This is a genomic window from Paenibacillus plantarum (genome assembly GCF_013141695.1).
GTDB classification, from domain to species: Bacteria; Bacillota; Bacilli; order Paenibacillales; family NBRC-103111; genus Paenibacillus_E; species Paenibacillus_E plantarum.
On the sequence record NZ_WHNY01000075.1, the window covers coordinates 650,659 to 677,267 of the forward strand.

At 40.7% G+C, this 26,609-nt stretch carries 30 protein-coding genes; all 30 read left to right on the plus strand.

The annotated features are described in order from the left end of the window. A complete protein-coding gene (gene trmFO, locus GC096_RS31130) occupies positions 1–1,317 on the plus strand; it encodes an FADH(2)-oxidizing methylenetetrahydrofolate--tRNA-(uracil(54)-C(5))-methyltransferase TrmFO (RefSeq protein WP_171635787.1) in 1,317 nt (438 codons plus the stop codon). Between the two features lie 194 nt (positions 1,318–1,511). Then, entirely contained in the window at positions 1,512–2,066 is a 555-nt protein-coding gene (gene hslV / locus GC096_RS31135; protein ID WP_171635789.1) for an ATP-dependent protease subunit HslV, read from the plus strand. Between the two features lie 87 nt (positions 2,067–2,153). Continuing rightward, a complete protein-coding gene (hslU, locus tag GC096_RS31140) occupies positions 2,154–3,551 on the plus strand; it encodes an ATP-dependent protease ATPase subunit HslU (RefSeq protein ID WP_171635791.1) in 1,398 nt (465 codons plus the stop codon). A gap of 36 nt (positions 3,552–3,587) precedes the next feature. Further along, a complete protein-coding gene (gene codY, locus GC096_RS31145) occupies positions 3,588–4,373 on the plus strand; it encodes a GTP-sensing pleiotropic transcriptional regulator CodY (RefSeq protein ID WP_056624907.1) in 786 nt (261 codons plus the stop codon). Between the two features lie 225 nt (positions 4,374–4,598). Then, a complete protein-coding gene (flgB, locus tag GC096_RS31150; protein WP_171635792.1) occupies positions 4,599–5,009 on the plus strand; it encodes a flagellar basal body rod protein FlgB in 411 nt (136 codons plus the stop codon). A gap of 3 nt (positions 5,010–5,012) precedes the next feature. Then, a complete protein-coding gene (gene flgC / locus GC096_RS31155; protein ID WP_171635794.1) occupies positions 5,013–5,462 on the plus strand; it encodes a flagellar basal body rod protein FlgC in 450 nt (149 codons plus the stop codon). A gap of 11 nt (positions 5,463–5,473) precedes the next feature. Next, a complete protein-coding gene (gene fliE / locus GC096_RS31160; protein ID WP_171635796.1) occupies positions 5,474–5,782 on the plus strand; it encodes a flagellar hook-basal body complex protein FliE in 309 nt (102 codons plus the stop codon). A gap of 41 nt (positions 5,783–5,823) precedes the next feature. After that, complete coding sequence (fliF, locus tag GC096_RS31165) at positions 5,824–7,395, plus strand: flagellar basal-body MS-ring/collar protein FliF (protein WP_171635797.1); 1,572 nt, start codon at positions 5,824–5,826, stop codon at positions 7,393–7,395. 12 nt (positions 7,396–7,407) lie between these two features. Further along, complete coding sequence (fliG, locus tag GC096_RS31170; RefSeq protein ID WP_171635799.1) at positions 7,408–8,424, plus strand: flagellar motor switch protein FliG; 1,017 nt, start codon at positions 7,408–7,410, stop codon at positions 8,422–8,424. Next, on the plus strand, positions 8,408–9,241 hold the full coding sequence (locus GC096_RS31175) for a FliH/SctL family protein (RefSeq protein ID WP_246303063.1): 834 nt from the start codon (positions 8,408–8,410) through the stop codon (positions 9,239–9,241). The genes fliG and GC096_RS31175 overlap by 17 nt, the downstream gene beginning before the upstream one ends. Beyond that, positions 9,241–10,569 (plus strand): flagellar protein export ATPase FliI, encoded by a 1,329-nt coding sequence (gene fliI, locus GC096_RS31180; RefSeq protein ID WP_171635803.1) that lies wholly within the window; start codon positions 9,241–9,243, stop codon positions 10,567–10,569. The genes GC096_RS31175 and fliI overlap by 1 nt, the downstream gene beginning before the upstream one ends. A gap of 9 nt (positions 10,570–10,578) precedes the next feature. Beyond that, the gene (gene fliJ, locus GC096_RS31185) at positions 10,579–11,022 is read left to right on the plus strand and encodes a flagellar export protein FliJ (RefSeq protein WP_171635804.1); all 444 of its coding nucleotides are present in this window, start codon (positions 10,579–10,581) and stop codon (positions 11,020–11,022) included. 23 nt (positions 11,023–11,045) lie between these two features. Then, entirely contained in the window at positions 11,046–11,963 is a 918-nt protein-coding gene (locus tag GC096_RS31190) for a MotE family protein (RefSeq protein WP_171635805.1), read from the plus strand. Between the two features lie 33 nt (positions 11,964–11,996). Beyond that, complete coding sequence (locus GC096_RS31195; RefSeq protein ID WP_171635806.1) at positions 11,997–13,439, plus strand: flagellar hook-length control protein FliK; 1,443 nt, start codon at positions 11,997–11,999, stop codon at positions 13,437–13,439. 33 nt (positions 13,440–13,472) lie between these two features. After that, entirely contained in the window at positions 13,473–13,916 is a 444-nt protein-coding gene (locus GC096_RS31200; protein WP_171635807.1) for a flagellar hook capping FlgD N-terminal domain-containing protein, read from the plus strand. Then, entirely contained in the window at positions 13,913–14,305 is a 393-nt protein-coding gene (locus GC096_RS31205; RefSeq protein WP_171635808.1) for a TIGR02530 family flagellar biosynthesis protein, read from the plus strand. The genes GC096_RS31200 and GC096_RS31205 overlap by 4 nt, the downstream gene beginning before the upstream one ends. A 96-nt stretch (positions 14,306–14,401) precedes the next feature. Beyond that, on the plus strand, positions 14,402–15,223 hold the full coding sequence (gene flgG / locus GC096_RS31210; RefSeq protein ID WP_171635809.1) for a flagellar basal body rod protein FlgG: 822 nt from the start codon (positions 14,402–14,404) through the stop codon (positions 15,221–15,223). 62 nt (positions 15,224–15,285) lie between these two features. Beyond that, positions 15,286–15,507 (plus strand): flagellar FlbD family protein, encoded by a 222-nt coding sequence (locus GC096_RS31215; protein ID WP_171635810.1) that lies wholly within the window; start codon positions 15,286–15,288, stop codon positions 15,505–15,507. After that, positions 15,508–15,993 carry a flagellar basal body-associated FliL family protein gene (locus GC096_RS31220; RefSeq protein WP_171635811.1) on the plus strand — a complete coding sequence of 162 codons (486 nt, stop codon included), beginning with the start codon at positions 15,508–15,510 and terminating at the stop codon, positions 15,991–15,993. 35 nt (positions 15,994–16,028) lie between these two features. Continuing rightward, the gene (gene fliM / locus GC096_RS31225; RefSeq protein ID WP_056624958.1) at positions 16,029–17,027 is read left to right on the plus strand and encodes a flagellar motor switch protein FliM; all 999 of its coding nucleotides are present in this window, start codon (positions 16,029–16,031) and stop codon (positions 17,025–17,027) included. Further along, the gene (fliY, locus tag GC096_RS31230; protein WP_171636229.1) at positions 17,020–18,288 is read left to right on the plus strand and encodes a flagellar motor switch phosphatase FliY; all 1,269 of its coding nucleotides are present in this window, start codon (positions 17,020–17,022) and stop codon (positions 18,286–18,288) included. The genes fliM and fliY overlap by 8 nt, the downstream gene beginning before the upstream one ends. A 24-nt stretch (positions 18,289–18,312) precedes the next feature. Next, a complete protein-coding gene (locus GC096_RS31235) occupies positions 18,313–18,675 on the plus strand; it encodes a response regulator (protein WP_028558282.1) in 363 nt (120 codons plus the stop codon). A 48-nt stretch (positions 18,676–18,723) separates the two neighbouring features. Then, positions 18,724–19,356 (plus strand): flagellar biosynthetic protein FliO, encoded by a 633-nt coding sequence (locus GC096_RS31240; protein WP_171635812.1) that lies wholly within the window; start codon positions 18,724–18,726, stop codon positions 19,354–19,356. A gap of 44 nt (positions 19,357–19,400) precedes the next feature. Further along, the gene (gene fliP / locus GC096_RS31245; protein ID WP_376769542.1) at positions 19,401–20,126 is read left to right on the plus strand and encodes a flagellar type III secretion system pore protein FliP; all 726 of its coding nucleotides are present in this window, start codon (positions 19,401–19,403) and stop codon (positions 20,124–20,126) included. 26 nt (positions 20,127–20,152) lie between these two features. Next, positions 20,153–20,422 carry a flagellar biosynthesis protein FliQ gene (gene fliQ, locus GC096_RS31250; protein WP_028558285.1) on the plus strand — a complete coding sequence of 90 codons (270 nt, stop codon included), beginning with the start codon at positions 20,153–20,155 and terminating at the stop codon, positions 20,420–20,422. A 12-nt stretch (positions 20,423–20,434) separates the two neighbouring features. Further along, positions 20,435–21,235: a flagellar biosynthetic protein FliR gene (gene fliR, locus GC096_RS31255; protein WP_171635814.1), complete on the plus strand. Its 801-nt coding sequence runs from the start codon at positions 20,435–20,437 to the stop codon at positions 21,233–21,235. Between the two features lie 10 nt (positions 21,236–21,245). After that, entirely contained in the window at positions 21,246–22,340 is a 1,095-nt protein-coding gene (gene flhB, locus GC096_RS31260; RefSeq protein WP_171635815.1) for a flagellar biosynthesis protein FlhB, read from the plus strand. 21 nt (positions 22,341–22,361) lie between these two features. Continuing rightward, entirely contained in the window at positions 22,362–24,395 is a 2,034-nt protein-coding gene (flhA, locus tag GC096_RS31265; RefSeq protein WP_171635816.1) for a flagellar biosynthesis protein FlhA, read from the plus strand. Continuing rightward, positions 24,392–25,696, plus strand: a complete 1,305-nt coding sequence (gene flhF / locus GC096_RS31270; protein WP_171635817.1) for a flagellar biosynthesis GTPase FlhF — start codon at positions 24,392–24,394, stop codon at positions 25,694–25,696. The genes flhA and flhF overlap by 4 nt, the downstream gene beginning before the upstream one ends. After that, on the plus strand, positions 25,693–26,562 hold the full coding sequence (locus tag GC096_RS31275; RefSeq protein WP_171635818.1) for a MinD/ParA family protein: 870 nt from the start codon (positions 25,693–25,695) through the stop codon (positions 26,560–26,562). Before flhF ends, GC096_RS31275 begins: the two co-directional genes overlap by 4 nt. Positions 26,563–26,609 lie beyond the last annotated feature (47 nt).

The window sequence follows — 26,609 nt, forward strand, 5'->3', positions numbered from 1 at the left end:
TTGCCAGAAAATCAAAGAGTAACAGTCATCGGCGCAGGATTGGCAGGCAGTGAAGCCGCATGGCAAATTGCCCGTCAAGGCGTGCCTGTTACTTTATATGAAATGCGAAATGTAAGGAAAACTCCAGCTCATATAACGGATCAGTTCGCTGAACTTGTATGCAGCAACTCTCTACGCTCCAATGGTCTAACGAATGCAGTTGGAGTTCTAAAAGAAGAGATGAGACGAATGGACTCTCTCATCCTAGCTTGTGCTGACGAGCATGCAGTGCCTGCTGGAGGCGCTTTGGCGGTTGATCGTGATGGGTTCTCCCAAGCAGTAACTAACACATTGCGTAATCACCCATTGATTGAGGTTCGTAATGAAGAACTCCAAACACTCCCTGAGGGAATCACAGTTGTTGCAACGGGGCCACTCACATCCCCAGATCTAGCTGCAGAACTCAAAGCATTAATGGGTGAGGAGTATTTATACTTTTATGATGCTGCAGCACCTATTGTTGAGAAAGATTCAATTGATATGAATAAGGTATACTTGGCTTCTCGTTATGACAAAGGGGAAGCAGCATACTTGAACTGTCCGATGACGGAAGAAGAGTTCAATGTGTTCTACGAGGCTCTTATTACAGCTGAAGTCGCAGAATTAAAGGAATTCGAGAAAGAAATTTATTTTGAAGGCTGTATGCCACTAGAAGTAATGGCGAAACGCGGTAAACAAACTGTGTTATTCGGACCTATGAAGCCTGTTGGTTTAATCAATCCGCACACGGGTAAAATGCCACATGCAGTTGTGCAGCTTCGTCAAGATAATGCAGCAGGTACCCTATACAACTTGGTAGGTTTCCAAACACATTTGAAATGGGGAGAGCAGAAACGTGTCTTGCAGCTTATCCCAGGACTAGAACAAGCTGAGTTCGTCCGTTATGGCGTTATGCATCGTAATACGTTCATTAACTCACCTAAGCTGTTAGAGCCTACCTATCAATACAAGCGTCGTGAGAATTTATTCTTCGCAGGTCAAATGACTGGTGTTGAGGGGTATGTGGAATCGGCTGCTTCTGGCTTGATAGCTGGACTAAATGCAGGTCGAATGGCGAAAGGACAAGACTGTGTAGTCTTGCCAGCTGAAACGACACTAGGGAGCATGGCACAGTATATTACTACTGCAGACTTCAAACATTTCCAACCTATGAATGCAAATTTCGGTTTACTACCTGCTCTGCCGGAACGTATTCGAAACAAAAAAGAAAAATACGAAAAGCTGGCTAACCGCGCATTAGAGAGTATTCAGAATTTTGAGAAAACAATTGTTGAATAAGTTGTCATGAGATGATCCACTGTGTTACTATAAATTAATGTTTTATTGCATTTTTCATTTGTTTGATCATACATTTACCTCTAGATGCGGTCTACTCAACCTTTAGACCTCGCTAGAGGTTTCTCTCATTTTTGCGACCCATAGGCATGGGAGATCTCTTAATGGAATTGAATCTTATAGAGGGGTGAATTGAAATGGAACCCAATCAAGCCACGTTTCATGCGACAACGATATTTGCAATTCGTCATGAAGGTAAGGGAGCTATAGCCGGCGATGGGCAAGTGACATTTGGCAATAGTATGATCATGAAGAGTACGGCCAAAAAAGTGCGGCGTTTACATAGAGGGAAAGTCATTGCTGGTTTCGCCGGATCCGTTGCTGATGCGATAACGCTCTTCGAGAAGTTTGAAGGCAAGCTGGAAGAACACCACGGTAACCTTCAGAGAGCTGCAGTTGAGCTAACGAAGGATTGGCGTCAAGATCGTGTGTTGCGGAGACTGGAAGCCATGATGATTGTCATGGATGCTTCAGGGCTTTTGCTGCTGTCCGGTAATGGTGAAGTTATTGAACCAGATGATGGCTTGTTGGCTATTGGTTCTGGCGGGAGCTTTGCACTATCGGCAGGTAGAGCGCTGCACCGACATGCACCTCATCTCAGTGCGAAGGAAATTGCCCATGCGGCGTTGACGACAGCGGCTGAAATTTGTGTGTTTACCAACCATAATATTATTGTTGAAGAGATTGAATAGACTAGAACGTATGTTTTTTTATAGGAATTAGCACACGCTCTCAATTGATCAATTAACTTTAGCCTACATTTAAGGAGGGTATCACATATGACTAATAGCTCTCTTACCCCTAAACAAATTGTCCAAGAATTGGATCGATACATAGTGGGGCAGAAAAAAGCGAAGAAATCCGTTGCGATCGCACTGCGAAACCGTTATCGGAGAAATCTGGTTGACGAAAGCATGAGAGATGAAATTGTACCGAAAAACATCCTCATGATTGGACCTACTGGTGTTGGGAAAACAGAAATTGCACGAAGACTTGCGAAGCTGGTTGGCGCACCTTTTATTAAAGTTGAAGCGACGAAATTCACTGAAGTGGGCTACGTAGGCCGTGATGTAGAATCGATGGTACGTGATTTGGTTGAGACATCAGTACGTATGGTTAAAGCGGAACGAATGGAAAAGGTCAAGGATCGTGCAGAGAAGCTCGCTAATGATCGACTAGTTACTTTACTTGCTCCGAGTCCTACACGTGCCAAAACACAGCGAAACCCGCTTGAGATGTTGTTTGGCGGGCAAAATAAAGATGAGCAAGAAGAGACGCCGCCTGATTCTAATCTGGCTTCTAAAAGAGCTCAAGTCGCCGAGCAATTATCCAATGGTAAATTAGAAAACGATCATGTAGAAATTGAAGTGGAAGACGCTACACCTTCTATGCTTGATATGCTTGGTGGTCAAGGCAATGAACAAGCAGGGATGAATATGCAAGAAATGTTCGGCAGTCTTCTGCCCAAAAAGATGAAAAAACGGAAATTGCTTGTGAAAGAAGCTAGAAAAGTTCTAACACAAGAAGAAGCACAGAAACTAATTGATATGGACGATGTGATCCAGGAATCGATCAACCGTGCGGAGCAAAGTGGTATTATTTTTATAGATGAGATTGATAAAATAGCAAGCAGCAGCCGCGGTGGAAGTGGTCCTGATATTTCACGTGAGGGTGTTCAAAGAGATATCTTACCTATTGTGGAGGGGTCCACAGTTGTAACTAAATACGGTTCTGTTAAAACAGATTATGTGTTATTTATTGGGGCAGGAGCTTTTCATATTGCCAAGCCATCTGATCTCATTCCGGAACTGCAGGGCAGATTCCCAATTCGAGTCGAGCTAAGCGATTTAACATTAGAAGACTTCGTTTCAATTTTAACGGAGCCTAAGAATGCTTTGACTAAACAATATACAGCCTTATTGCAAACGGAAGGTATAACGGTTGAGTTTGCTGAGGAAGCTATTCATGAAATCGCTCGGATTGCGGTTGAAGTAAATCAACAAACAGAAAATATTGGAGCTCGTCGTTTACATACAATTTTAGAAAAATTGCTGGAAGATTTATCTTTTGAAGCACCGGAAATCACATTAGAGTCACTTGTGATCAATCCAGCTTATGTACGTGAGAAACTAAGCAGTATTGTTCAAAATAGAGATTTAAGTCAGTATATCTTATAAGAAAAAAGCAGGTTGCAGTTAGTAGGAGGCAGTTACATGAGTTTATTAAATAAAACAAGAAGGCTGAATCGTTTGCTCCAAAAAGAAGCGGGCAATGCGGTTAGCTTTATGGATATGGCAGAAGTACTACGAGATGTCGTTATCGCAAATATTTATGTGGTTAGCCGTAAAGGGAAAATTTTAGGCTACGCGGTTACGAATGATCCTGTATCTCCAGAAATGAATCAAACGATTCTAATCGAACGCAGATTTCCGATTGAATCTAACAATTTATTGCTAAAAATCGAAGAGACCTCATCTACATCGGAGCCAGACAGTCCGTATTTTTATTATACAGACCAGATGAAGGATATGTTTCCAGCGACGCATACAACTTTAGTGCCAATTATTGGTGGTGGCGACCGTTTGGGCACTTTGATTCTAAGTCGAAGCGAAGGTCACTTTATTGATGATGATCTAGTTCTTGCAGAATATGGTTCGACAGTTATTGCAATGGAAATATTGCGTGAGCGCGCGGAAGAGATTGAAGAGGAAGCTCGCAGCAAAGCAGTTGTTCAAGTTGCAATTGGCTCATTGTCTTTCAGTGAAATGGAAGCTGTTGAACATATATTTGAGGAGTTGGACGGCAAAGAAGGATTGTTGGTGGCGAGTAAAATTGCAGATCGTGTGGGTATAACTCGTTCTGTTATTGTAAATGCCCTGCGTAAACTGGAAAGTGCTGGCGTGATTGAAACGCGATCACTAGGTATGAAAGGCACTTATATCCGTATTCTAAATGAACAACTGATGCAGAGTATTGAACAGATGAAGTCAAAATTATAAAAATAAATGTTGAAGCCCTATCTGGTAAAAAGATAGGGCTTTTTTCTTATTGTAACTTATCGTAATATCTTAGATGATAAAGAGTATAAGTCAAAGGTTTACAAAATTCTACATATAGAACTATTTTGTATTGGAAATCGAGAATAATGTCGAAATAAGAAGGAATCAATTCTGCCGATGTTGAAATAGTAACTGATTATTATTTAGAGTGAAGGGGAATCGTTTATGTCTTTATTAGACAAGCCTAGTTGGAATATGATGGAGCGTTCGCTGGATGCATCGACGCTAAGGCAAAAAGTGGCGGCGAATAACATTGCCAATGTAGATACTCCTAACTTTAAACGTTCCGAAGTTGTATTTGAAGAGCTCTTACAAGGACAAATGAATGCGAACACACCTTCAATAAATGGCTTTCGTACAGATCCAAGGCATTTTGTAATTGGGAAAACGACAACATTACCAAATACCGAAATTAAATCAGATGATTCGACAGCAATAAACAACAATTTAAACAATGTGGACATGGATTACGAAATGTCATTGATGGCTAAAAATCAACTTAAATACAATACGATGATTCAACAGATGAATAGTGATTTCAAAAAACTTCGTACGGTCATTGGGGGCAGGCAATAAACGATGAGACTTACAAACGGATTTGACATTAGTGCATCAGCTTTAACTGCGCAACGCTTGCGTATGGATGTTGTTTCGTCCAATATTGCCAATGCGGATACGACAAGAGCGAGGTTTGTTGATGGAAAATGGATACCTTACACGAGAAAGTTAGTTTCATTCGAGACGAAATCTCAGCCAAGTTTCGCCCAGTCACTGAATTCAGCGATGGCCGATGGAACAGGTGAGGGAGTTCGAGTGAATAAGATATTTGAAGATACATCACCATTAAAACAAGTGTATAATCCTTCGCATCCTGATGCGGATACCAATGGATTCGTATATATGCCAAATGTAGATATTACCAAAGAAATGGTGGATATGATTTCAGCAACGAGATCTTATGAAGCCAATGTAACAGCATTAAATGCAAGCAAAGCAATGATTACCAAAGCACTGGAAATTGGTAGATAGGGGGTTGCGTGATGATTGACAAAATTAGTTACAGTCCGATTAATATAATGAGTTCTATTACTCCGAAGGATAACACGGGTGAGGGAGCAGATGATTTAGGTAAGAAATTCGGTTCATTTCTGAACGAGGCAATGACCAATTTGAGTGCTCAACAAAAGCAAGTCGATCAGTTGAACGAAAGCTTCATTAAAGGGGAACTTTCAGATGTACATCAATTGACAATTGCCTCGGAGAAAGCTTCATTAGGACTCGAACTAACTGTTCAGGTCAGAAATAAAGTGCTCGAGGCGTACCAAGAAATCATGAGAATGCAGCTGTAACTATAGAGGTGCTGCTAAATTTGGGTCAATGAGGTGACAGAGTGAACGAGAACCTGCTCCAGTACTGGGAAAAGGTGAAGCAATACTGGAATCGTTATAATCGAACGACGAAAATTATTTTTATAGCTACTGTGTTCTTATTAATTCTAACAGCTGCCATTATAAGTGTTAATTTGTCGAAAACAGATTATTCGTTGGCATATACAGAATTACAGCCCAGTGATGCAGCCAATATCAAATCATATCTAGATACAGCCAAAATACCTTATCATCTGAGTGCTGATGGCAAAAGCATAGAAGTGCCAACAAGTGAAGTAGCCAATGTAAAACTTGCAGTAGAGTCTCAAGGATTGAATAAGAACGGTTCCTTGGGGTTTGAAGTTTTTAGCGGAAGCAGCTCATTCGGTATCACGGATAATGAATTCAAAGTGAAATACTTGAGCGCGATTCAAGGTGAACTTCAACAGCTTATTAATGCAAATCAAGCAATTTCAAGTTCTAAAGTAAACATTTCTCTTCCAGAGGAGGGGCCATTCCTACAGCAGCAGGCGGAGAAAGCAACAGCATCAGTAGTTTTACAAATCAAACAGGGATATTCCTTAGATCAACCCAAAGTAGATACGATTTACAATTTAGTATCTCATAGTATTAAGAATCTACCGATTGAGAATATTTCCATTTCGGATCAAAATTTGCTCTCGTATAAGTTCAGTGGTGAAGCTAATAACACACCGAGAGATACAGATATTAATACGCAGTTCCGAAATGATTTACAGAAGAACATCAACTCGATGCTTGGGACGATGTTTGGACGTGATAAAGTGAGTGTCAGTGTATTTACAACAATGAATTTTGATCAGAAGAAAACCAAAGAACAACTTGTGAGAGCGCCGAACCAAGTAGATCAAAAAGGAATTGAAATCTCCCTGCAAGAAGCGAATGAATCTTACCAAAATAAAGGAACGGATACAGGCGGTGTTCCTGGTACTGGCGCAACAGATGTACCTGGCTATCCAGGGGCATCAAACAGTGGGAATTCGACATCAGAGAAAAACAGTAAAACAGTCAATTATGAAGTGGATCGCATTACAAATGACATTATCTCAACACCTTATGTAGTGAAGGATGTAAGTATTAATGTCGGCATCGAGCCTCCAGTAAGAGATGATCCGAACTCTTTAACTGCTGAAACGAAAACAGCCATACAGAATGCATTAGTGAATATCGTGAGAACAGCACTTGCTGATAATAAGACTACTTATACAGACGATGAATTGCAGAAAAAAGTTACGGTTTTTGCTCATTCATTTGTAAGACCTTCCGATGTGAGTGCAACAAGTTCATCTACTTACTTGACTTATGGTGCATTAGCGTTAGCCGCACTAGCTATAGGAGCATTTATTGGCTTTGCAATTAGAAAACGCAAGAAAGCAGCACAACAACTTCTGATTGACCAGGAGATGAATGTTGCTTCTCAAAAAGCAGAGCTTCCAACGATTGATATTGAAAATGTAACGAATGACAATCAAGTGCGTAAGCAACTCGAAACGCTTGCAAGAAAGCGGCCAGAAGAATTTGTTAACTTGCTGCGTACTTGGTTAGTAGACGAATAGAGGTGCACTTGTATGGCCAGAGCCGCTTTACAAGGGTTGACCGGACGACAAAAGGCAGCTATTCTTTTGATCAGTTTAGGCCCTGAGGTTTCAGCACAAATTTTCAAACATTTACGTGAAGAAGAAATTGAACAATTAACGCTAGAAATAGCGAATGTACGTAAAGTAGATACCTTAGAAAAGGATTCAATTCTAGCTGAGTTTCACCAAATTTGTTTGGCGCAAGAGTTTATTTCTCAAGGCGGTATCGCTTATGCCAAGGATATTTTGGAAAAGGCACTAGGTTCTCAAAAAGCGCTTGATATTATCAATCGTTTGACAGCTACACTACAAGTAAGACCGTTTGACTTTGCTCGGAAAGCAGATCCAGCGCAAATTCTAAACTTTATTCAAAATGAGAATTCACAGACCATTGCACTCGTGTTATCTTATCTGCAAGCTGAACAAGCATCGATCATTTTGTCGTCACTCCCACAGGAGAAACAAGCCGATGTTGCTAAACGGATTGCACTCATGGATAGTACTTCACCAGAAGTGATTTCACAGGTTGAGCGCGTATTAGAACAGAAGCTTTCCTCGACGGTGACGCAGGATTACACAAATGCTGGTGGTATTGCATCCATCGTTCAAATTTTGAATGGTGTTGACCGAGGAACAGAACGTACGATTCTCGACTCATTAGAAATTCAAGATCCAGAACTTGCTGAAGAAATCAAGAAACGGATGTTCGTATTCGAAGATATCGTCAATATCGACAATCGTTCCATTCAACGTATTATCCGCGACATTGAAAACGCTGATTTGCAACTCGCACTTAAAGTTGCGAGTGAAGAGGTTCGCGATGTGTTATTCAAAAACATGTCCAAACGTATGGCGGACACTTTCAAAGAAGAAATGGAATTTATGGGGCCTGTTCGATTACGTGATGTGGAAGAAGCACAAACACGTATCGTGGCTACGATTCGTCGTTTAGAAGAGTCGGGTGAAATCATCATCGCACGTGGTGGAGGAGATGATATTATTGTCTAATGTCATTAAATCATTCGCATATTATCCGATGGAAAGTAAAAAGATTTTTGAAGCACATACCATTCAAACAGCAACTGTGCCAGAATCTCCCGTTGTTGAAAATAGCATGTCAGCAGAAATGCAAATAGAGATTAACGATGCAAACACATTGAAAAAACAAATTTTGGATGATGCTGAAGCTTTTGCCAGTGATCAAATTGAACAGGCAAAGCGAGAATGTGTATTAATCCGCCAGGAAACAGAATCCGACATTGCTAGCTGGTGGGAAAGTAAGCGAGCTGAAGATGTAGAGCTAGCGAACGCATCGAAACAAGTAGGATTTGATGAAGGTTATCGTGAAGGTGTTGCTCAAGCGGAGAGTGCTCTTCGAAAAGAATATGATGAAATGTTGGCTGAAGCTAGATCCATCCTTGAATTATCGTATAAGCTGAAGCAACAAATTATCCAAGAGTCAGAACCTTTTCTTATAGAATTAAGCACATCCATCGCAGAAAAAATTATTGTTCGACAGCTTTCTCTTGAGCCCGGTTGGGTAATTGAGTTCATTAAGAAAATACTCGCTCGCCGACGTGAAAAGGGAATTATTACTTTATGTGTAGCTCCTTCACAGTTCGCGTATATCCAAGATGCTAGAGAAGAATTGATCACATCCATTGATTCACAAGCCGAACTCGAAATTATTCCGGATTCTTCTGTGCAAGATCAAGGTTGCGTAATTCGTTCATCGTACGGAAGTATAGATGCGAGAATTGATACACAGCTGAAAGAGATTAAGTCAACGCTCCAGCAACTGGCCTTACAAAGTGAGGAATCATAATGACACAGACATCGATCCCGAAGGTGGATAAATACAAAGAAGTTTTACAAACGATTGATCCAATTAGGGTAAACGGTAAAGTGACGCAAGTTATTGGACTTACAGTTGAATCTGAGGGTCCCGATGTCAGTATTGGTGATCTATGTTATATCTATCCTCATAAATCCAATAAACCATTAAAAGCGGAAGTGGTCGGTTTTCGAAGCAACAAAGTTATTCTAATGCCGCTTGGTGATCTCGATGCCATAGGACCTGGTTGCGATGTTGTTGGCACAGGTAAACCATTAACAGTCCAGGTTGGACATGAGCTATTGGGAAAAGTTTTAGACGGTTTAGGTCAACCTCTAGATGGCTCCTATTTACCTTCAAGGATGGCGCAATATTCGACGAATAATTTACCGAGTAATCCACTAACACGCCCACGTGTGCTCAATCCAATATCTGTTGGTGTTCGTTGTATCGATGGATTACTAACAATTGGCAAAGGTCAACGTGTTGGTATTTTTGCAGGGTCTGGCGTTGGGAAAAGTACGTTAATGGGAATGATAGCCCGCAATACTTCAGCCGATGTCAATGTTATTGCTCTCATTGGAGAGCGTGGCAGAGAAGTGTTGGATTTCATTGAGCGTGATCTAGGCCCAGAAGGTTTGGCGAGATCGGTTGTCATCGTAGCAACATCCGACCAACCCGCATTAATTCGGATTAAAGGTGCCATGATTGCGACAAGTATTGCTGAGTATTTTAGAGATCGCGGCTTAAATGTCATGATGATGATGGATTCCGTAACACGATTTGCTATGGCGCAACGTGAGGTGGGATTAGCCGTTGGTGAACCTCCAGCCACACGTGGATACACACCATCTGTGTTCGCTATGCTTCCTAGACTTCTTGAGCGGTCAGGTACAGGTGCGAAGGGCTCCATTACTGCATTTTACACGGTGCTTGTCGACGGTGATGATATGAACGAGCCTATCGCAGATGCGGTCCGAGGAATCTTGGATGGTCATATCGTCCTGAATCGAAGTATTGCGAACAAAGGCCATTATCCTGCGATCGATGTCTTATCAAGTGTAAGTCGAGTTATGAAAGAAATTGTTCCGTCAGAACACATGGAAGCTGCTGATCAACTTAAGCGTCTTCTCTCTATTTATAAAGATTCGGAAGATCTTATCAATATCGGGGCGTACCAGAAAGGTTCTAATCCAAATATTGATATAGCTATGGATAATATTGAAGCCATTTGGAATTTCACGAAACAACGAACAAGTGAAAAGTTAACCTACGAAGAAGCTCAAGAACGATTAATCCAAGAATTCTATAAGGGATGAGGGTCCTAGATGAGTTTTCGCTACTCTTTCCAGCAAATTGTAGATTTGAAGAATAATGAACGAACGCAAGCAGAATGGATTTTATCCGAGGCAATGGGGCAGTTAAGGAATGAAGAAACGAGCTTAAACGGATTGTTCGAGCAGAAGGAAAACTTGCACAATGAAATGATTCAAGCAACTAGCCATTCTGTGTCGATATCGAACATGCTACTCATGCAGAGCTATATGAATCATGTAGACAAACAAATTGTTCGCAAGCATCAGGATGTTAAACAAGCTAAACATATCGTAACTGAGAAGCAAGAACATTTGTCCGTGAAAATGATAGATGAAAAAGTATGGACCAAAGCAAGAGAAAAAGCTCATACCCAATTCCAATTCATGATCGCTAAAAAAGAGCAGGATGCTCTTGATGAAATGGCTACGAATCGTTTTAGGCGGTTATCGTATTAAGCTAGAAAAGGAGGGACGAAGAGATGGCCGATACAAGCGTAGAGGGTGCATCTTATAGTGCACTGGAGCGATTTTTGATATGGTTTGTCATCCCCTTTGTGTTTACGGCGGTTTTACTCTTCGTGCTGCTTTCCATTTTTGATTATGATATCAAAAGTAGTATTCAAAAAGCATTGCACAATACGCCTGTCGTTGGATTAGTAGTCCCAGCACCAAAAGAAACTGCACCAGTGACAGTTGAAGGTAAAACAGTATCTTCTGAGCAAAGTGTAAAACTTAAAGAAGATGAGATAGCGAAGCTGAATGCCCGCGTTAATGAATTGACAGCAGCCTTGCAAAAAGCGGATTCGACGACTGAGAATAAAGACGTTTCCCTAAAAGCAGCAGTTGCGAAGGTTGCCGAACTTGAGGAAAAGTTAAAAGATAAAACGCAATCGGAAGAAGAGTACACGAATCAAATCACACAGCTTGCCAATATGTACGCCAAAATGACGCCGAGTAAAGTTGCACCTATCATTGAGGCATTGACACCAAATGAAATGGTACTGGTGTTCTCTATGATGAAAGCAGATAATCGTGGAGCGATTCTTGAGAAAATGGATGCTGCAAAAGCAGCCGCTGCTTCCATAGGCTTGAAAGATATCGTGCCAGTTCGTGACAAAGAAATAGCTGCTTTACAAGAAAGACTAGCCACGAATAACACGAAGGATGCCAAGGCAGCGACAAGCACGGTGAGTACTTCGGATCTTGGACAAACTTTTGCTAATATGACACCAAAAAGCGCTTCGAACGTCCTGCTAGAGATGAATAAATCAAACCCAGCAAAAGTTGTATCCATTTTAAGTGGGATGGATAATTCATCACGTTCTAAGGTGATGTCAGCTCTCTCAGATGCTAATAAGGAGATTGCAGCAACGATTGCAGCAAAGCTTGTACCGTAACTTGTAGGTAAATTAGGAAGGGAGGTGAAAAAAATGGACGTACAGATGACTTCAGCGCCGGTCGCTCAAACAGGAGCAACAAGTGCAGGTAAAGCGACTACGAAAGGGAATGGAACGACAGATAGTTTTTCAGCACTTCTTTCAGACCAAACTTCCCAAGAGAATGCAGCAATGGCTGAAGGGCAACCATCAGAAACTGAGCTTTCAATGAGTATGATGTTGCAAATGCTTCAAAGCTTGGTCATGCCAATTCAAACTGATGTGGCTCAAGAATCAAAAGTGACTTCGTCCGACGGCACTTTACCAGAATTGCTTATAGAGGCAATGAATAGTAATCCTGAACTTGCTGACAAATTATTGCAAGATCCTAAAGTGAAAAAGTGGTTTGATGATGCAGAAGATTTGTTAGCTGCACTTAGTAACACTTCAAACCCTCTGGCAGCTGGAAATCTTGCACTGTGGCAACAGCCAACTAATAATTCCCTGAGTTTGAAAGCACAGAATACATTGTTAACACTGTCGGCTTTATCCAAGCAGCAGCCAGACAATCCGATTCTAAACTTCTTGAATACAGAACTCACGAGCACGATACAACCGTTACTTCAAGAGATTATAGCAGAAGTTGGAAAAGATCAGAAGATAACTGTCAATGATGCATCCTCTAGTTCAATTGAGTCTAATGTGCCAGTCACTGGAGCTAAAGAGCACACTTCACCGAATGGGAGAATTATTTCCAACAAGTACATAAACAAACGTGAAAATGACTCGTCGCTAGATAACAGTCTTTCCGTAAATCTTCAATCGCTTCAGCCAAAACAAGAGAAATTTGCAATTAAGCATATTCCATTCGTGGTAACTGAACAGTCAAATGACGTTTCGGAATCGACAACTCAACCACTCGTTGATCTGCCTATTGAGACAACTACGGGAACAAATTCAATCGTTACGATTGGTGATTTACAGAAATCTCAGCAAGTGACGATTGTGGCTGATAAAACGCCAGTACCGGTGTTAACAGCAGCTAATTTCACTGAAGAGATGACTACACATGTATTAAAAAACATGAAAATTACAATGTCCGAAGGATTCTCTGAGGCTAAATTATCTTTGTTTCCAAAGAATTTAGGACATGTAGATGTGAAGATTACCATGCATGATGGACAACTATTTGCCCAGTTTGCAGCAGATACTTTAGCAGGCAAACAAATGTTAGAAAGCCAGTTGCCTCAACTACGTCAAGCGCTTCTGATGCAGGGCTTACAAGTTGAGAAATTAGAAGTTACGCAAAGTCAAAACATGTCTTCAAATATGTTCCAAGAACAACGGCAACCTCAAACTTTTAATCAATCACAACGACAACCCAAAAATCGCCCAGGTGATATTGAAGTGGATGCTATTGAGTTTAAAGAGGATATGGAACAAATCACACAGCTTCGCAATCATGCAAACGGCAATTCCTTCGATGTCATTGCCTAAACTGAAGTAGAATGAATTGTTGGAGGTGAACGTATGGCTACAAATCCAATCATTGGTAATGTTACTGACCTGATTAATAAAGGGACTAACGCGAAAACCAAAGATAAGGACAGTACAACCCTGGGTAAGGATGATTTCCTGAAAATTTTAATTACACAGCTTCAGAATCAGGATCCTACGCAGCCTTTACAGGACAAAGAGTTTATTGCTCAAATGGCTCAATTTACTTCTGTTGAGCAATTAACGAATATGGCTAGTGAAATGAAACTAATGAGACAATCATTAGGCTTCGTGTCCGGATTAATTGGTAAGTCAATATCATGGACTGGAACAGATGCATCAGGTGTTACAACTGAGTTGTCTGGCGTAGTAGATTCGATAACTTTTAAAGATGGAAATCAATTTGCCACTGTGAATGGAGCAGAAGTTTCCCTGGATAAGTTAAAGAAAATTGAAAACGCTGGAGAATCAGAATGACAGAGCGAATATCCATAGGTCAACTTTATCCTAGCGCGGTTTCTCCCACTTCTACGAGAAGAACACCAACGCAGCAAGTAATACCTAACGGGAATAACGTAAATCCTACTTTTCAGAAAATTTTCCAAGATCAATTTGTAAAGTTTAGTCATCATGCTGAGGTCAGGTTACAAGAACGCGGCATTCAACTCAAACCAGAGCAAATTGAGAAAATGAACAATGCCATTGACAAAGCTGCATCCAAAGGTGCCAAAGACGCGCTATTGATCTTAGCAGGGAATGGATATATCGTAAATGTACCCAATCGAACCGTAGTGACTGCGCTTGATGGCCAAGCAATGAATGATCATGTGTTTACACAGATCGATAGTGCAATGATAATTTCATAAGTTTGCAGGGCTCGACCGTTTAGGAAGCCTGGAGTTGTGGATCGAAAGAAGCAACTCAAATTTTTATACTTACATCCGATTTAGGAGGCCTATTTCATGTTAAGATCTTTGTACTCAGGCGTTTCAGGTATGCGTGGCTTTCAAACGAAGTTAGACGTTATTGGAAATAATATCGCTAACGTAAATACCATCGGATTTAAAGGTAGTCGTGTTATGTTTAAAGATATTCTTAGCCAGACGGTTTCAGGCGTAAGTGCGCCGGATGAAAACCGAGGTGGTGTGAATGCACAGCAAGTTGGTTTGGGTGTTAGTTTGGCTGCTATTGATACTGTGCATACAGCTGGAAGTGCAATGACGACAAATGTTGTAACAGATTTACGTGTGAATGGCGATGGCTTCTTCGCAGTTGGGACTGTCGATCAAGTAGATGTTCCTTTTTTGACAAGAGCTGGTAACTTCACAGTGGATCCGGATAGAAACCTTGTAAATTCTGAGGGACTTCATGTTATGGGCCCTGATGGAGCAGGTCCCGTTATCATTCCCGAGGAAATCGTATCGTTCTCGATTGCTCAAAATGGTGACATTATTGGCGTAAATGCGGATGGTGAAACGATCAATACAGGACAACGAGTTGGCGTTGTGAAAGTAACCAACCCAGCTGGTCTTGAAAAAATCGGTGGAAATTTGTATCAAATGACCGCAAACGCTAATCCAGGGGGTGAGATTCTAGTTGGCTCTGCTGGTGATCCAGCAACGGGAACGGGTACACTCATTTCGGGGCAACTAGAAATGTCCAATGTAGACTTAACTGGTGAGTTTACCGAAATGATTATTGCTCAGCGCGGGTTCCAAGCGAATTCCAGAATTATTACAACGTCTGATGAAGTGCTTCAAGAAGTTGTTAATCTGAAGCGTTAATCAGTAGTTGAATGATTGAAGGGGGAGCTCAGCTCCCCTTACCCTGATTCAGGAGGAGAACGATGATTTCACTCACTCGTTTAAATGGTAGACCGGTTATCTTGAATGCAATTCTAATTGAGCTCATCGAAGAAACTCCGGATACGATGATTACGTTGACGACAGGCAAGAAAATCACAGTTCTCGAAAAGGCAGAGGTTGTGGTAAGCTTAGTGCGGACCTACATGCAAGATATTGGTTCCGTCCGAGCGACAATACAGTCCAGGGATACGGAGGGTTCATAATTGTTTAAGAACAAAATATTTATACTCATTGTTTCCATCCTTATTGCGATCACACTAATTCTGACTGCAGCGTTCGTGTTGTGGAACTTTATGGAGAAGAATAATGAATCCACAGATCCTGCTGTGAAGGCTCAGGATGCTGTTGCGAGTGTGAAACCAACAAAAGCTCCATCAGCGGAGACTGTTAAGGCGAATACTTCTATCATTAAGGATATTTTAACGAATTTATCAGGAAGCCAGAATTTTATTAAAATAAGCTTTGCGTTTGAAATGGAAAATTCAAAAGCCAAAGCTGAATTCGATAGTTTGCTCGATTCAGCCGTTAAGGGATCGATTGTCCAGATTCTTGGTGATATGACGAAAGAGCAAATTGAAGGAAGCAAAGGTTCAGATAGTTTAACTTCTACAATAATGAACAAACTAAACCCATTATTGCATGAAGGTAAAATTAAACAAATTTGGATAACTGATAAAGTGCTGCAGTAACTCATAAATGATTTTGCTTAAAGGAGGTGACTCGAATGGTTGATGTTTTATCGCAAAATGAGATCGATGCCTTGCTAGCTGCGTTGTCCTCTGGGGAAATGGATGCAGATGAACTTAAGAAGGAGGATACTCAGAAGAAGGTAAGGGCTTATGATTTTAAGAGAGCTGTACGCTTCTCTAAAGACCATATTCGTAGCTTAACTCGGATTCATGAAAATTTCGCGCGTTTTTTAACGACATATTTTTCAGCGCAGTTGCGTACTTTCGTGCAAATCAGTGTAGTTCAGGTTGAACAATTGCCCTATGATGAATTTATTCGTTCGATCCCGAAAATGACCATTTTGAACATCTTTGAAGCAGAGCCTTTAGAGGGTCGAATGGTACTTGAGGTACATCCCAATGTTGCCTTTGCTATGTTGGATCGATTACTAGGCGGAGCAGGTACGACGCCTACCAAAATTAATGCATTAACCGAGATTGAAACAATCGTTATGGAGCGCATTTTCAGTCGAGCATTTGATAGCTTGCAAGAAGCATGGAAAACCGTTATTGATATTCAACCTCGTTTAGAGGCACTAGAAACGAATCCGCAGTTTATGCAAATTGTTTCTCCCAATGAAACGATTGCATTAATATCGCTGAGCACCAAAATCGGGGACACAACAGGTATGATCAACTTATGTATTCCTCATGTTGTTATTGAACCTATCATGCCTCGGCTTTCTGTACATCACTGGTTTGTTTCCCAGAAGAAAACGAGAGCTCCTGAAGAAGTGGAAGCACTTCAATCACGCTTGGAGAAAACCAAGCTACCTCTCATTGCAGAATTGGGATCGTCTGAAATTTCTATCCAAGATTTCTTAGGTTTAACAATAGGCGATGTAATCCCTCTGCATAAATCCGTCGAAGATTCGCTTCAAGTCAAAGTGGGCGAGAAGCTGAAATATCTCGGAAGCCCTGGTACCGTAAAAGGGAAGATGGCTGTACAAATTACAGAAATCGTGAATGAAGGAGAAGAAGAATATGATGAATAACAGAGATTATTTGTCGCAGGAAGAGATCGACGCTTTATTGAGACAATCATCTGAAGAAAGTTCTGTCTCTTCATTTCATGGGCCTCCGCAAGTAGAAGATTTTTTATCCCCGCTCGAGCAGGATGCACTTGGGGAAATTGGTAACATTACGTTCGGCAGCGCGGCGACAGCGTTATCGACGTTACTGGGCAAAAAAGTAGATATTACGACACCTAAGGTGTCTGTCATCGGTAAAGATGAATTGGAAGAACAGTTTCCAAGACCTCATGTAGCCGTACATGTGAACTATGTTGATGGTTTCCATGGAATTAACTTACTTGTTATTCAAACCAAAGATGCTCAAGTTATCGCCGATCTAATGATGGGTGGAGATGGCACCGGCGGTGATGAAAATCTAAGCGAAATTCATATCAGCGCGGTACAGGAAGCCATGAATCAGATGATGGGTTCATCAGCTACCTCCATGTCTACCATATTTAATCGATTTGTCAATATCTCTCCACCAGGAATCGACATATTAAATTTGTCGAAAGGAGAAGGAAAACTGCCTGACGAGGACGTATTTATAAAGATATCGTTCCGACTTGCCATTGGCGATCTTATTGATTCCAATATTATGCAGTTATTGCCTGTTCCTTTCGCCAAAGAAATGGTATCGATCTTAATGGGTGGTGGTGATACTGATTCAGCAATGGAAGCTGCACCGGCGGCGCAAGCACCACCAGTAGTAGCTCCACCTGTACAAGAAGCTCCTAAATCGCAACCAGCACCAGCGTATGAGCAACCTGTATACCAACAACCGATGTATGAGCAGCCGATGTATCAGCAACCTCCTATGGGTCAGCCGATGTATCCGCCACAACAACCGATGTATCCACCGCAGCAGCCAATGTATCAACAACAACCTCCAGCTGCCTATGGTGGTATGCCGAATCGTAATGTGAATGTTCAACCTGTTCAGTTTGGTAATTTACAATCAGGCTCTTACGCGCAAGCGGATGATACAAACCTGAATTTACTTCTCGATATACCACTTAAGGTAACCGTAGAGTTGGGCAGAACGAATAAGGTGATTAAAGACATCTTAGAACTGTCTCAAGGGTCTATCATTGAATTGGACAAGCTTGCTGGTGAACCAGTAGACATTTTGGTCAATAATAAGTTGATTGCTAAAGGTGAAGTTGTAGTTATCGATGAGAATTTTGGGGTTCGTGTAACTGACATTGTTAATCAATGGGAACGAATTCAAAAATTACAATAATTTAATTTTAGGGGGATATTTTCAATGGCTAACCGTATTCTAATTGTGGATGATGCAGCTTTTATGAGAATGATGATTCGTGATATTTTATCTAAAAATGGGTATGAAGTATGTGGCGAGGCGAATGATGGTGCACAAGCTATCGAAAAATATAAAGAGTTGAAACCAGATCTAATTACGATGGATATCACGATGCCTGAAATGGATGGTATTCAAGCTTTAAAAGAAATCAAGAAAATTGAACCAAATGCGAAAGTAATTATGTGTTCTGCGATGGGTCAACAAGCCATGGTTATTGATGCCATTCAAGCTGGTGCGAAAGATTTCATTGTTAAACCATTCCAAGCTGACCGCGTAATCGAAGCAATCAAAAAGACTCTAGGTTAAACCGTCCGGATTCGGTTGAGTCTTACATAAACCGAAAGGGTTGTTCTTATGAAAAGACTTCAATCGAATAAAGCATACTTAACGTTTCTCAGTATTATGGCTATGTTCTACACAAGTACAGTCGTACATGCGGAAACTGAACCGAATAAAGTTGATCCAATTACTGACTACCCAGGTTCATTGGGTTCAGGGGACTCACTTTTGATGGTAGTTAAGGTGATATTAGTTCTTGCCTTTATAATTATTCTTTTTTATGTACTGATGAGATATGTGGCAAAGAAAAATAAAGGTACAATGTTTGGGAACTCGATACGTTCTTTAGGTGGAGTTCCCCTTGGCCAAAACAAATCCATTCAAATTGTGGAGATCGGTCATTCCCTCTTCGTTGTTGGCGTCGGTGAGAACATTCAGTTATTGGATAAAATCATTGACGCTGATGAAGTGGCTTATATCTCAGAGCTCTTACAATCCTCACAGGATGATCGAATGGGTTTTGGCACTATAAGCAAGTGGATTAACAAGATACCACGAAAGAAGAACGATATAGAAGAGGAAGTAGAGATTACTTCTTCGTTTCAACAAGTATTTCATGATAAATTAAAGCGTGTAACAGATCGAAATAAGCATGTAGAAGAATGGTTGTCTGATCAAAAACAAACAGATCGGTTGAATGAAGAATGAAAAGAAATAAATTAATCGGCTTAGTACTGCTCACTGTGATATCCATGTTCTTACTGTCGTTAACTGCTTCTGCTGCCGAAACTGATCTTACGAATCCGATTCCCGGATTAAACGTTAATATTGGGACAAGTACGGCAACGGGAGGTTCTTCGAATACGGTAACGCTCCTTTTGTTGCTAACGGTATTAAGTCTAGCTCCTTCAATTCTTATTTTAATGACGAGTTTTACACGCATTGTTATTGTATTGGGTTTTGTTCGAACGTCATTAGGAACTCAACAAATGCCACCTAATCAGGTTTTAATCGGACTCGCTCTGTTTTTAACCTTTTTTATTATGTCTCCAACTTTAGGGGAAGTTAATCAAACAGCACTTCAACCTTACTTAAAAGGTGAAATCAATCAAACGCAGGCTTTTCAGTCGGCATCACTGCCCATGAAGAAGTTTATGTTTAAACATACGCGCCAGAAAGATTTGAAGCTGTTTCTCGACTATTCCAAAGCTAAGGCGCCGACTGGTGTTGAAGACATACCTCTCACTTCATTAGTACCTGCCTATGCCATCAGTGAATTAAAATCTGCATTCCAAATGGGATTCATGATATTTATTCCATTTTTGGTGATAGATATGGTTGTATCCAGTACATTAATGGCGATGGGGATGATGATGCTCCCGCCCGTGATGATTTCACTTCCATTCAAAATCCTTCTTTTTATTCTTGTAGATGGTTGGTATCTTGTGGTGAGATCGTTACTCTTAAGCTACGGTTAAAGACCAAGATATCGGAGGTAATCTAGATGGGTTCGGAGTTTGTAATACGAATTGCTGGTGAGGCTGTATATACCGTTCTTAAGGCTAGTGCGCCAATGCTGCTTATTGGATTAATCGTTGGTTTGGCCATCAGTATTTTTCAAGCCACGACACAGATTCAAGAGCAGACACTTGCGTTTGTTCCGAAAATTGTTGCTGTATTGCTTTCCATCCTTATTTTCGGATCATGGATTATGAATACATTAGTTGATTTTACCTTTAATCTACTCAACAATCTTTACAAATTCGTTGGTTAGGTTGTGAGTGAAATGCCAACAATTATTCAAGCGATCCCTATTTTTCTGCTTATTTTTTGTCGAATTACATCATTTTTTGTCGTGGTTCCAATTCTATCTTCCAGAAATATTCCAATGATGTTTAAAGTGGGACTCACCGTATTTATATCATTGATTATTTTCGCGACATTGGGGATGGAGAAGTCCATGCCAATTGATGGTGTATATGTACTGTTGATTATTCGTGAGATGCTGATAGGTATCATATTAGGTTTTCTTGCCTATCTGTTTTTCACCGTAGTCCAAACGGCTGGTTCATTTATGGATATGCAAATTGGTTTCAGTATGGCGAGCGTTATTGATCCTTTATCAGGTGCTTCAACACCGATGCTCGGTAATTTAAAATATATGATTGCTGTCCTATTGTTTCTATCGTTTGACGGTCATCATTACTTGATTAGAGCGATCATTGACAGTTATAAATGGGTACCAATTGATAACGCACTATTTAGTCGCATTTACGAAGGGCAAATATCAGATTTCTTATTTAAATCGCTCTCCAAAATGTTTTACCTGTCATTCCAACTCGCTGCTCCCATAGTAGCAGCATTATTTCTAACTGATTTAGGTCTAGGACTTCTGACAAGGGTTGCACCGCAATTCAATATTTTTGTAATCGGCGCACCTCTTAAAATGATTCTAGGATTTTTCCTGCTTGTTATTATATTCCCAGGTTTAATTTCACAATTCCAGCAATTGTTCGGAACTATGTTTGACTATATGGAGCAAATGTTACATATTATGGGCGGTTCGCCGCAGACAACACCTAAGTAGGAGGAGTACCGTGTCCCAACAACTTCGTTTACAGCTTGATTTACAATGGTTTGCTGGGGAAAAAACGGAGCCTGCTACTGCCAAGAAAAGACAGGAGGCCAGAAAAAAGGGTCAAGTTGCAAAAAGTATGGACTTGCCCGCGGCTTCCATTTTACTTTTTTCATTCGTGGCTTTTCTAATGTTTGGTTCTTTTATGAAAGGAAGGATTATTCATATCTTTCGGGATGTATATGAGAATCAATTAGGCATGGATGTGACCGTAGGTAACGTACAAGTGTTATTCACGGAGTTAACGGTACAAGGCTTGATCATATTGGCTCCAATCTTTATATTGGTAGTTTTGATCGCTTTTATAGCGAACTACGCACAGGTTGGTTTTATGTTTATCGGTGAGCCCTTAATGATGAAGTTTGATAAGATAAATCCAATTAGTGGGTTTAAACGAATTTTTTCGATGCGAACAGTAGTAGACTTCCTAAAGTCGACTTTGAAAATGTTGATCATTGGTTATGCGGTTTATACCACTTTGATGGGGCAAAAAGCCAGGTTGTTAGGGTTAGGCCACACACCTTTGGAGAGTACATTTTCATTTATTGCTTCGGTTACGCTAATCTTGGGAATAAAAATCGGTGCTATTTTGATCGTACTAGCTATTTTTGATTTTATTTATCAGAAATATGAACATGAGAAAAGTCTCAAAATGTCCAAACAGGATATTAAGGATGAGTATAAGAAAAGTGAAGGCGATCCTCTCATCAAAGGGAAGATCCGTGCCAAACAACGTCAAATGGCCATGCAACGCATGATGCAGGAAGTTCCTAAGGCCGATGTTATCATTACCAACCCTACTCACTTCGCAGTTGCCTTGAAATATGATGCCAAAAATATGCAGGCTCCTACAGTAATTGCAAAAGGGGCAGATTATGTTGCATTAAAAATTAAAGAAGTCGCCAAACAGAATGGCGTCATGACAATGGAAAATAAGCCGCTTGCTCGAGCGATTTTTGCACAGGTGGAAATTGGTGATGCCATTCCAGCAGATCTATTCCAAGCTGTGGCAGAAGTACTAGCGTATGTATATAAGATGAAGGGTAAGACGAATTAACGTAGAGGGAGGTGCAATCTGATGAAAATCAAGGATTTATTAGTTTTAGTCGGTATTATTGGCATCGTGTTGATGATGATTGTACCTGTTCCGATCCCTTTGCTGGACTTTTTACTTATTATTAATATTTCCATAGCATTAATGATTATCTTGGTTGCTATGAATACACAAGAAGCGCTTCAGTTCTCGATTTTCCCTTCTTTGCTATTGATTACAACACTCTTTCGATTAGCATTAAACGTGTCAACAACACGTAATATTTTGGCGCATGCTGAAGCAGGCGACGTGGTCAGAACTTTTGGTTCATTTGTTGCGCAGGGTAATATCGTCGTGGGATTCGTTGTGTTTCTCATCCTTGTCTTAGTGCAATTTATCGTTATTACCAAAGGTTCTGAGCGCGTGGCCGAGGTAGCGGCAAGGTTTACCTTAGACGCAATGCCCGGCAAGCAAATGAGTATTGATGCCGATTTGAATGCTGGTTTAATCAATGAGGTTCAAGCAAGAGAAAGACGGCAAAAGATTGAACGTGAGGCAGATTTCTATGGAGCCATGGATGGTGCCAGTAAATTTGTCAAAGGTGATGCGATTGCCGGGATTATTATCCTTGTTATCAATTTAATTGGTGGATTTATCATTGGGATGACCATGAAGGGGATGGATTTTCAAGAGGCGCTGCAAACGTTCTCGATCCTTACAATTGGTGACGGATTGGTCAGCCAAATCCCTGCATTATTAATTTCAACTGCAGCAGGTATCATTGTTACTCGCGCATCATCTGAGGGTAATTTAGGTCATGATATTACAAAACAATTAACGGCTCAACCTAAATTGTTGTATATTGTTGCTGGTACTTTAGTTGTTCTAGGTACCTTCACTCCGATCCATTGGTTTACGACGTTTCCGATAGCTGGCCTATTGGTGTATGCCGCATTTAAAATGCAAAAGAATTTGGATCGTGAAGCGATTAAAGAAGAGCAATTGGTTGAAGAGCAGCAGATTGAGGAAGTTCGAAGTCCAGAAAGTGTTATTTCCTTACTACAAGTTGATCCGATCGAGTTTGAGTTTGGTTATGGACTAATCCCTCTTGCAGATACACAGCAGGGCGGTGACTTATTAGATCGGATTATTCTCATACGTCGTCAATGTGCATTGGAGCTTGGAGTCGTAGTTCCTGTTATTCGAATTCGCGATAATATCCAATTAAGACCCAATGAGTATATCATCAAAATTAAAGGCAATACAGTTGCACGTGGCGAACTACTTTTAAATCACTATCTGGCCATGAGTCCAGGTTTCGATGATGATTCGATATCAGGTATTGAAACGACAGAACCAGCATTCGGTTTACCAGCAATTTGGATTGATGAAGTAAACAAAGAACGAGCAGAACTATCTGGTTACACAGTCGTAGATCCACCGTCTGTTGTGGCCACGCATTTAACTGAAATTATTAAGAAACATATTCATGAGCTACTGGGTCGTCAGGAAACGAAGGCGCTTATCGAAAATGTAAGAGAGTCATATCCTGCGCTTGTTGATGATCTAATCCCTTCCGTACTAGCTGTTGGAGATATTCAGAAAGTTCTATCCAAACTTCTACGTGAGAAAATATCTGTTCGTGACTTGGTCACAATCTTAGAAACACTTGCGGATTATGGTACGTACACGAAAGATCCTGAGATTTTAACTGAATATGTGAGGCAGTCACTATCAAGACAAATCACTCAGCAGTTTACTTCACATGGAGATTCACTCAAAGTTATTACGGTAGGCCCTTCGGTGGAGAAGAAAATTGCAGATTCCGTGCAACAATCAGATCAAGGTAGCTATTTGGCGTTAGATCCTTCATCATCACAAATTATTTTTCATCGTGTAACGGAGCAAGTTACGAAATTAATCCAATCTGGGCAGCAACCAGTCATTTTAACTTCACCAACAATTCGGATGTATGTTAGACAGCTTTTAGAACGAACACTGCAAGATATACCCGTACTTTCGTATAGCGAATTAGAGCCTAGCGTTGAAATCCAAAGCATGGGGGTAGTCAATTTATGAGAGTAAAAAGATATGTTGTTGATTCCATGCCAGATGCTTTGCAAAAAATTCGGACGGATCTTGGCAAGGATGCGGTGATTCTGAATACGAAAGAAATTCGGACTGGCGGTTTTCTTGGTATGTTTGGAAAGAAGAAAATAGAAGTCATTGCCGCAATTGACGCTGCTAATGCGAAACCTGCGCCTGCTCCCCAACGAGTAGCGCCTCAAATCCCACCGCAGCCTAAGGTGAATAGTCAAGTAGCTCCACTTAAAACTAGTTTTCAATCAGATTTTCCAGATGTACCTGATGTAATAGCACCTGTGGCAATGAAGAGCGAGCCAGTAGCAGTAAGTGCCATTCCTCAACCAGAGAGAGTTGTGAATCCTGCAGCCCATCAAGCCTATTCACCTTCTTCTGTTCAATCAGTAGCGAGAGCGTCGGTAAAAGATGACCAAGTAATGGATGAACTCAAACAAATGAAAGAAATGATGAAGAAGCTTACACAAGTGAACGACGGGGATAAGCTTCCTGAAGCGTTACAAACGCTTGAGCAAAGACTCTATGATCAAGAAGTGAACCCAACACTTGTACGACAGATTATGGATGAAGTTATGGCGGATTTTCAACTTGCGGATGAACCTGTTACAGAAGAAACAGCTCATCAGCTTGTTCGTTCGAAATTAGGTGAGATTCTACAAACGGATCATAGTAAGCATATATCTACACAAACTCGCGTTGTTCATTTTGTTGGACCTACTGGTGTTGGTAAAACAACCACGATTGCCAAGTTGGCCGCGGAGCAAGTATTGAAATACCATCGTAAAGTTGGGTTCATTACTTCAGACACTTATCGGATTGCTGCAATTGAGCAGTTGAAAACATATGCAACCATTTTAAATGTGCCACTTGAAGTTGTATTTTCACCGCAGGATTTGACGAAAGCTTTTCAAAATCTAGCAGAATGCGACATCATTTTCATGGATACGGCAGGACGTAATTTCCGTAACGAAATGTATGTTTCAGAATTGAATTCTTTACTGAAGACACAAGGGAGTAGTGAAACGATACTCGTACTAAGTTTAACGACCAAATATCGTGATCTACGAGCGATTACAAATAATTTTAGTAAATTCAAATTGGACAAAGTGCTCTTTACCAAAATGGATGAAACGGATTCCTATGGCGCCATTTTGAATGTTGTTCATGAGTTTTCTCTCAAGCTTTCGTATGTGACAACTGGGCAAAGTGTACCCGATGATATTGCGGAAATGAACGAGTGGCAAATCATTGATTTGTTATTGGAGGAGCCTAGAACATGAAGGATCAAGCAGAAGGGTTGCGGAATCTGGTTCAAACACAAGGCGATAAAGGCACAAGAACAACCAGGATTATTACCGTAACCAGTGGAAAAGGTGGTGTAGGTAAATCCAATTTTACGCTAAACTTCGCTTTATCACTGAAGTCTTTGGGTTACAAGGTGCTTGTATTCGATGCAGATATTGGACTCGCGAACATTGATGTATTAATGGGTGTATCTTCAACGTATAGTCTATATCACTTGCTAAAGAAGGATAAGACGATTTGGGAAATCATCCAAAAGGGATCGAATGATTTGGAGTTCATCGCGGGTGGATCTGGTTTTAATGACCTACTGCGATTAACGGAAGAAGAATTAGATTATTTTGCGGAACAAGTTATGCAATTAAATGGCTATGTGGATTTTATCATTTTCGATACAGGTGCAGGCTTATCCAAAGAAACGCTAAAATTCATACTTGCGGCTGAAGAAGCCATCGTAGTTACGACTCCTGAACCGACATCCATTACAGATGCCTATGCCATAATTAAAATGGTGAATTCAATGGGCCACGACGTTTCATTTAAACTAGTTATTAATCGTGTTACAGATGCGCGAGAAGGCAAGCAGACAGCGGACAAAATTTCATTAGTAGCTAAACAATTTCTGAATATTCATATTCCAACCTTAGGGTTTGTTGATGACGATCCGGTTGTTTCTAAAGCAGTGAAAAGGCAAATTCCTTTCTCAATCGCATTTCCGTATTCTACGGCAACTAAGAGCATCAAAACACTTACCGACAATTATATTAAGGGGTATCGTGTTATTGAAACGCCTTCAACGGGTGTCAAGAGCTTTTTAAATAAAATGTTGAAACTTTTGAAATAGGAATTTTGAAAAACGTGTCGAATAAGCAGATAGAGGGGGGAAGCAGC

Bases quoted from the DNA above. Each gene is read 5' to 3' on its own strand.
- fliI (WP_171635803.1), top strand. From the start codon at position 9,241: ATGACACAGACATCGATCCCGAAGGTGGATAAATACAAAGAAGTTTTA.
- flgC (WP_171635794.1), top strand. From the start codon at position 5,013: ATGAGACTTACAAACGGATTTGACATTAGTGCATCAGCTTTAACTGCG.
- fliR (WP_171635814.1), top strand. From the start codon at position 20,435: ATGCCAACAATTATTCAAGCGATCCCTATTTTTCTGCTTATTTTTTGT.
- fliY (WP_171636229.1), top strand. From the start codon at position 17,020: ATGAATAACAGAGATTATTTGTCGCAGGAAGAGATCGACGCTTTATTG.
- GC096_RS31175 (WP_246303063.1), top strand. From the start codon at position 8,408: ATGATATTATTGTCTAATGTCATTAAATCATTCGCATATTATCCGATG.
- codY (WP_056624907.1), top strand. From the start codon at position 3,588: ATGAGTTTATTAAATAAAACAAGAAGGCTGAATCGTTTGCTCCAAAAA.
- fliG (WP_171635799.1), top strand. From the start codon at position 7,408: ATGGCCAGAGCCGCTTTACAAGGGTTGACCGGACGACAAAAGGCAGCT.
- GC096_RS31205 (WP_171635808.1), top strand. From the start codon at position 13,913: ATGACAGAGCGAATATCCATAGGTCAACTTTATCCTAGCGCGGTTTCT.
- hslV (WP_171635789.1), top strand. From the start codon at position 1,512: ATGGAACCCAATCAAGCCACGTTTCATGCGACAACGATATTTGCAATT.
- fliM (WP_056624958.1), top strand. From the start codon at position 16,029: ATGGTTGATGTTTTATCGCAAAATGAGATCGATGCCTTGCTAGCTGCG.
- GC096_RS31195 (WP_171635806.1), top strand. From the start codon at position 11,997: ATGGACGTACAGATGACTTCAGCGCCGGTCGCTCAAACAGGAGCAACA.
- GC096_RS31240 (WP_171635812.1), top strand. From the start codon at position 18,724: ATGAAAAGACTTCAATCGAATAAAGCATACTTAACGTTTCTCAGTATT.
- GC096_RS31190 (WP_171635805.1), top strand. From the start codon at position 11,046: ATGGCCGATACAAGCGTAGAGGGTGCATCTTATAGTGCACTGGAGCGA.
- flgG (WP_171635809.1), top strand. From the start codon at position 14,402: ATGTTAAGATCTTTGTACTCAGGCGTTTCAGGTATGCGTGGCTTTCAA.
- fliQ (WP_028558285.1), top strand. From the start codon at position 20,153: ATGGGTTCGGAGTTTGTAATACGAATTGCTGGTGAGGCTGTATATACC.
- flhA (WP_171635816.1), top strand. From the start codon at position 22,362: ATGAAAATCAAGGATTTATTAGTTTTAGTCGGTATTATTGGCATCGTG.
- GC096_RS31275 (WP_171635818.1), top strand. From the start codon at position 25,693: ATGAAGGATCAAGCAGAAGGGTTGCGGAATCTGGTTCAAACACAAGGC.
- fliJ (WP_171635804.1), top strand. From the start codon at position 10,579: ATGAGTTTTCGCTACTCTTTCCAGCAAATTGTAGATTTGAAGAATAAT.
- GC096_RS31235 (WP_028558282.1), top strand. From the start codon at position 18,313: ATGGCTAACCGTATTCTAATTGTGGATGATGCAGCTTTTATGAGAATG.
- fliP (WP_376769542.1), top strand. From the start codon at position 19,401: ATGTTCTTACTGTCGTTAACTGCTTCTGCTGCCGAAACTGATCTTACG.
- hslU (WP_171635791.1), top strand. From the start codon at position 2,154: ATGACTAATAGCTCTCTTACCCCTAAACAAATTGTCCAAGAATTGGAT.
- fliE (WP_171635796.1), top strand. From the start codon at position 5,474: ATGATTGACAAAATTAGTTACAGTCCGATTAATATAATGAGTTCTATT.
- flgB (WP_171635792.1), top strand. From the start codon at position 4,599: ATGTCTTTATTAGACAAGCCTAGTTGGAATATGATGGAGCGTTCGCTG.
- GC096_RS31215 (WP_171635810.1), top strand. From the start codon at position 15,286: ATGATTTCACTCACTCGTTTAAATGGTAGACCGGTTATCTTGAATGCA.
- GC096_RS31200 (WP_171635807.1), top strand. From the start codon at position 13,473: ATGGCTACAAATCCAATCATTGGTAATGTTACTGACCTGATTAATAAA.
- flhF (WP_171635817.1), top strand. From the start codon at position 24,392: ATGAGAGTAAAAAGATATGTTGTTGATTCCATGCCAGATGCTTTGCAA.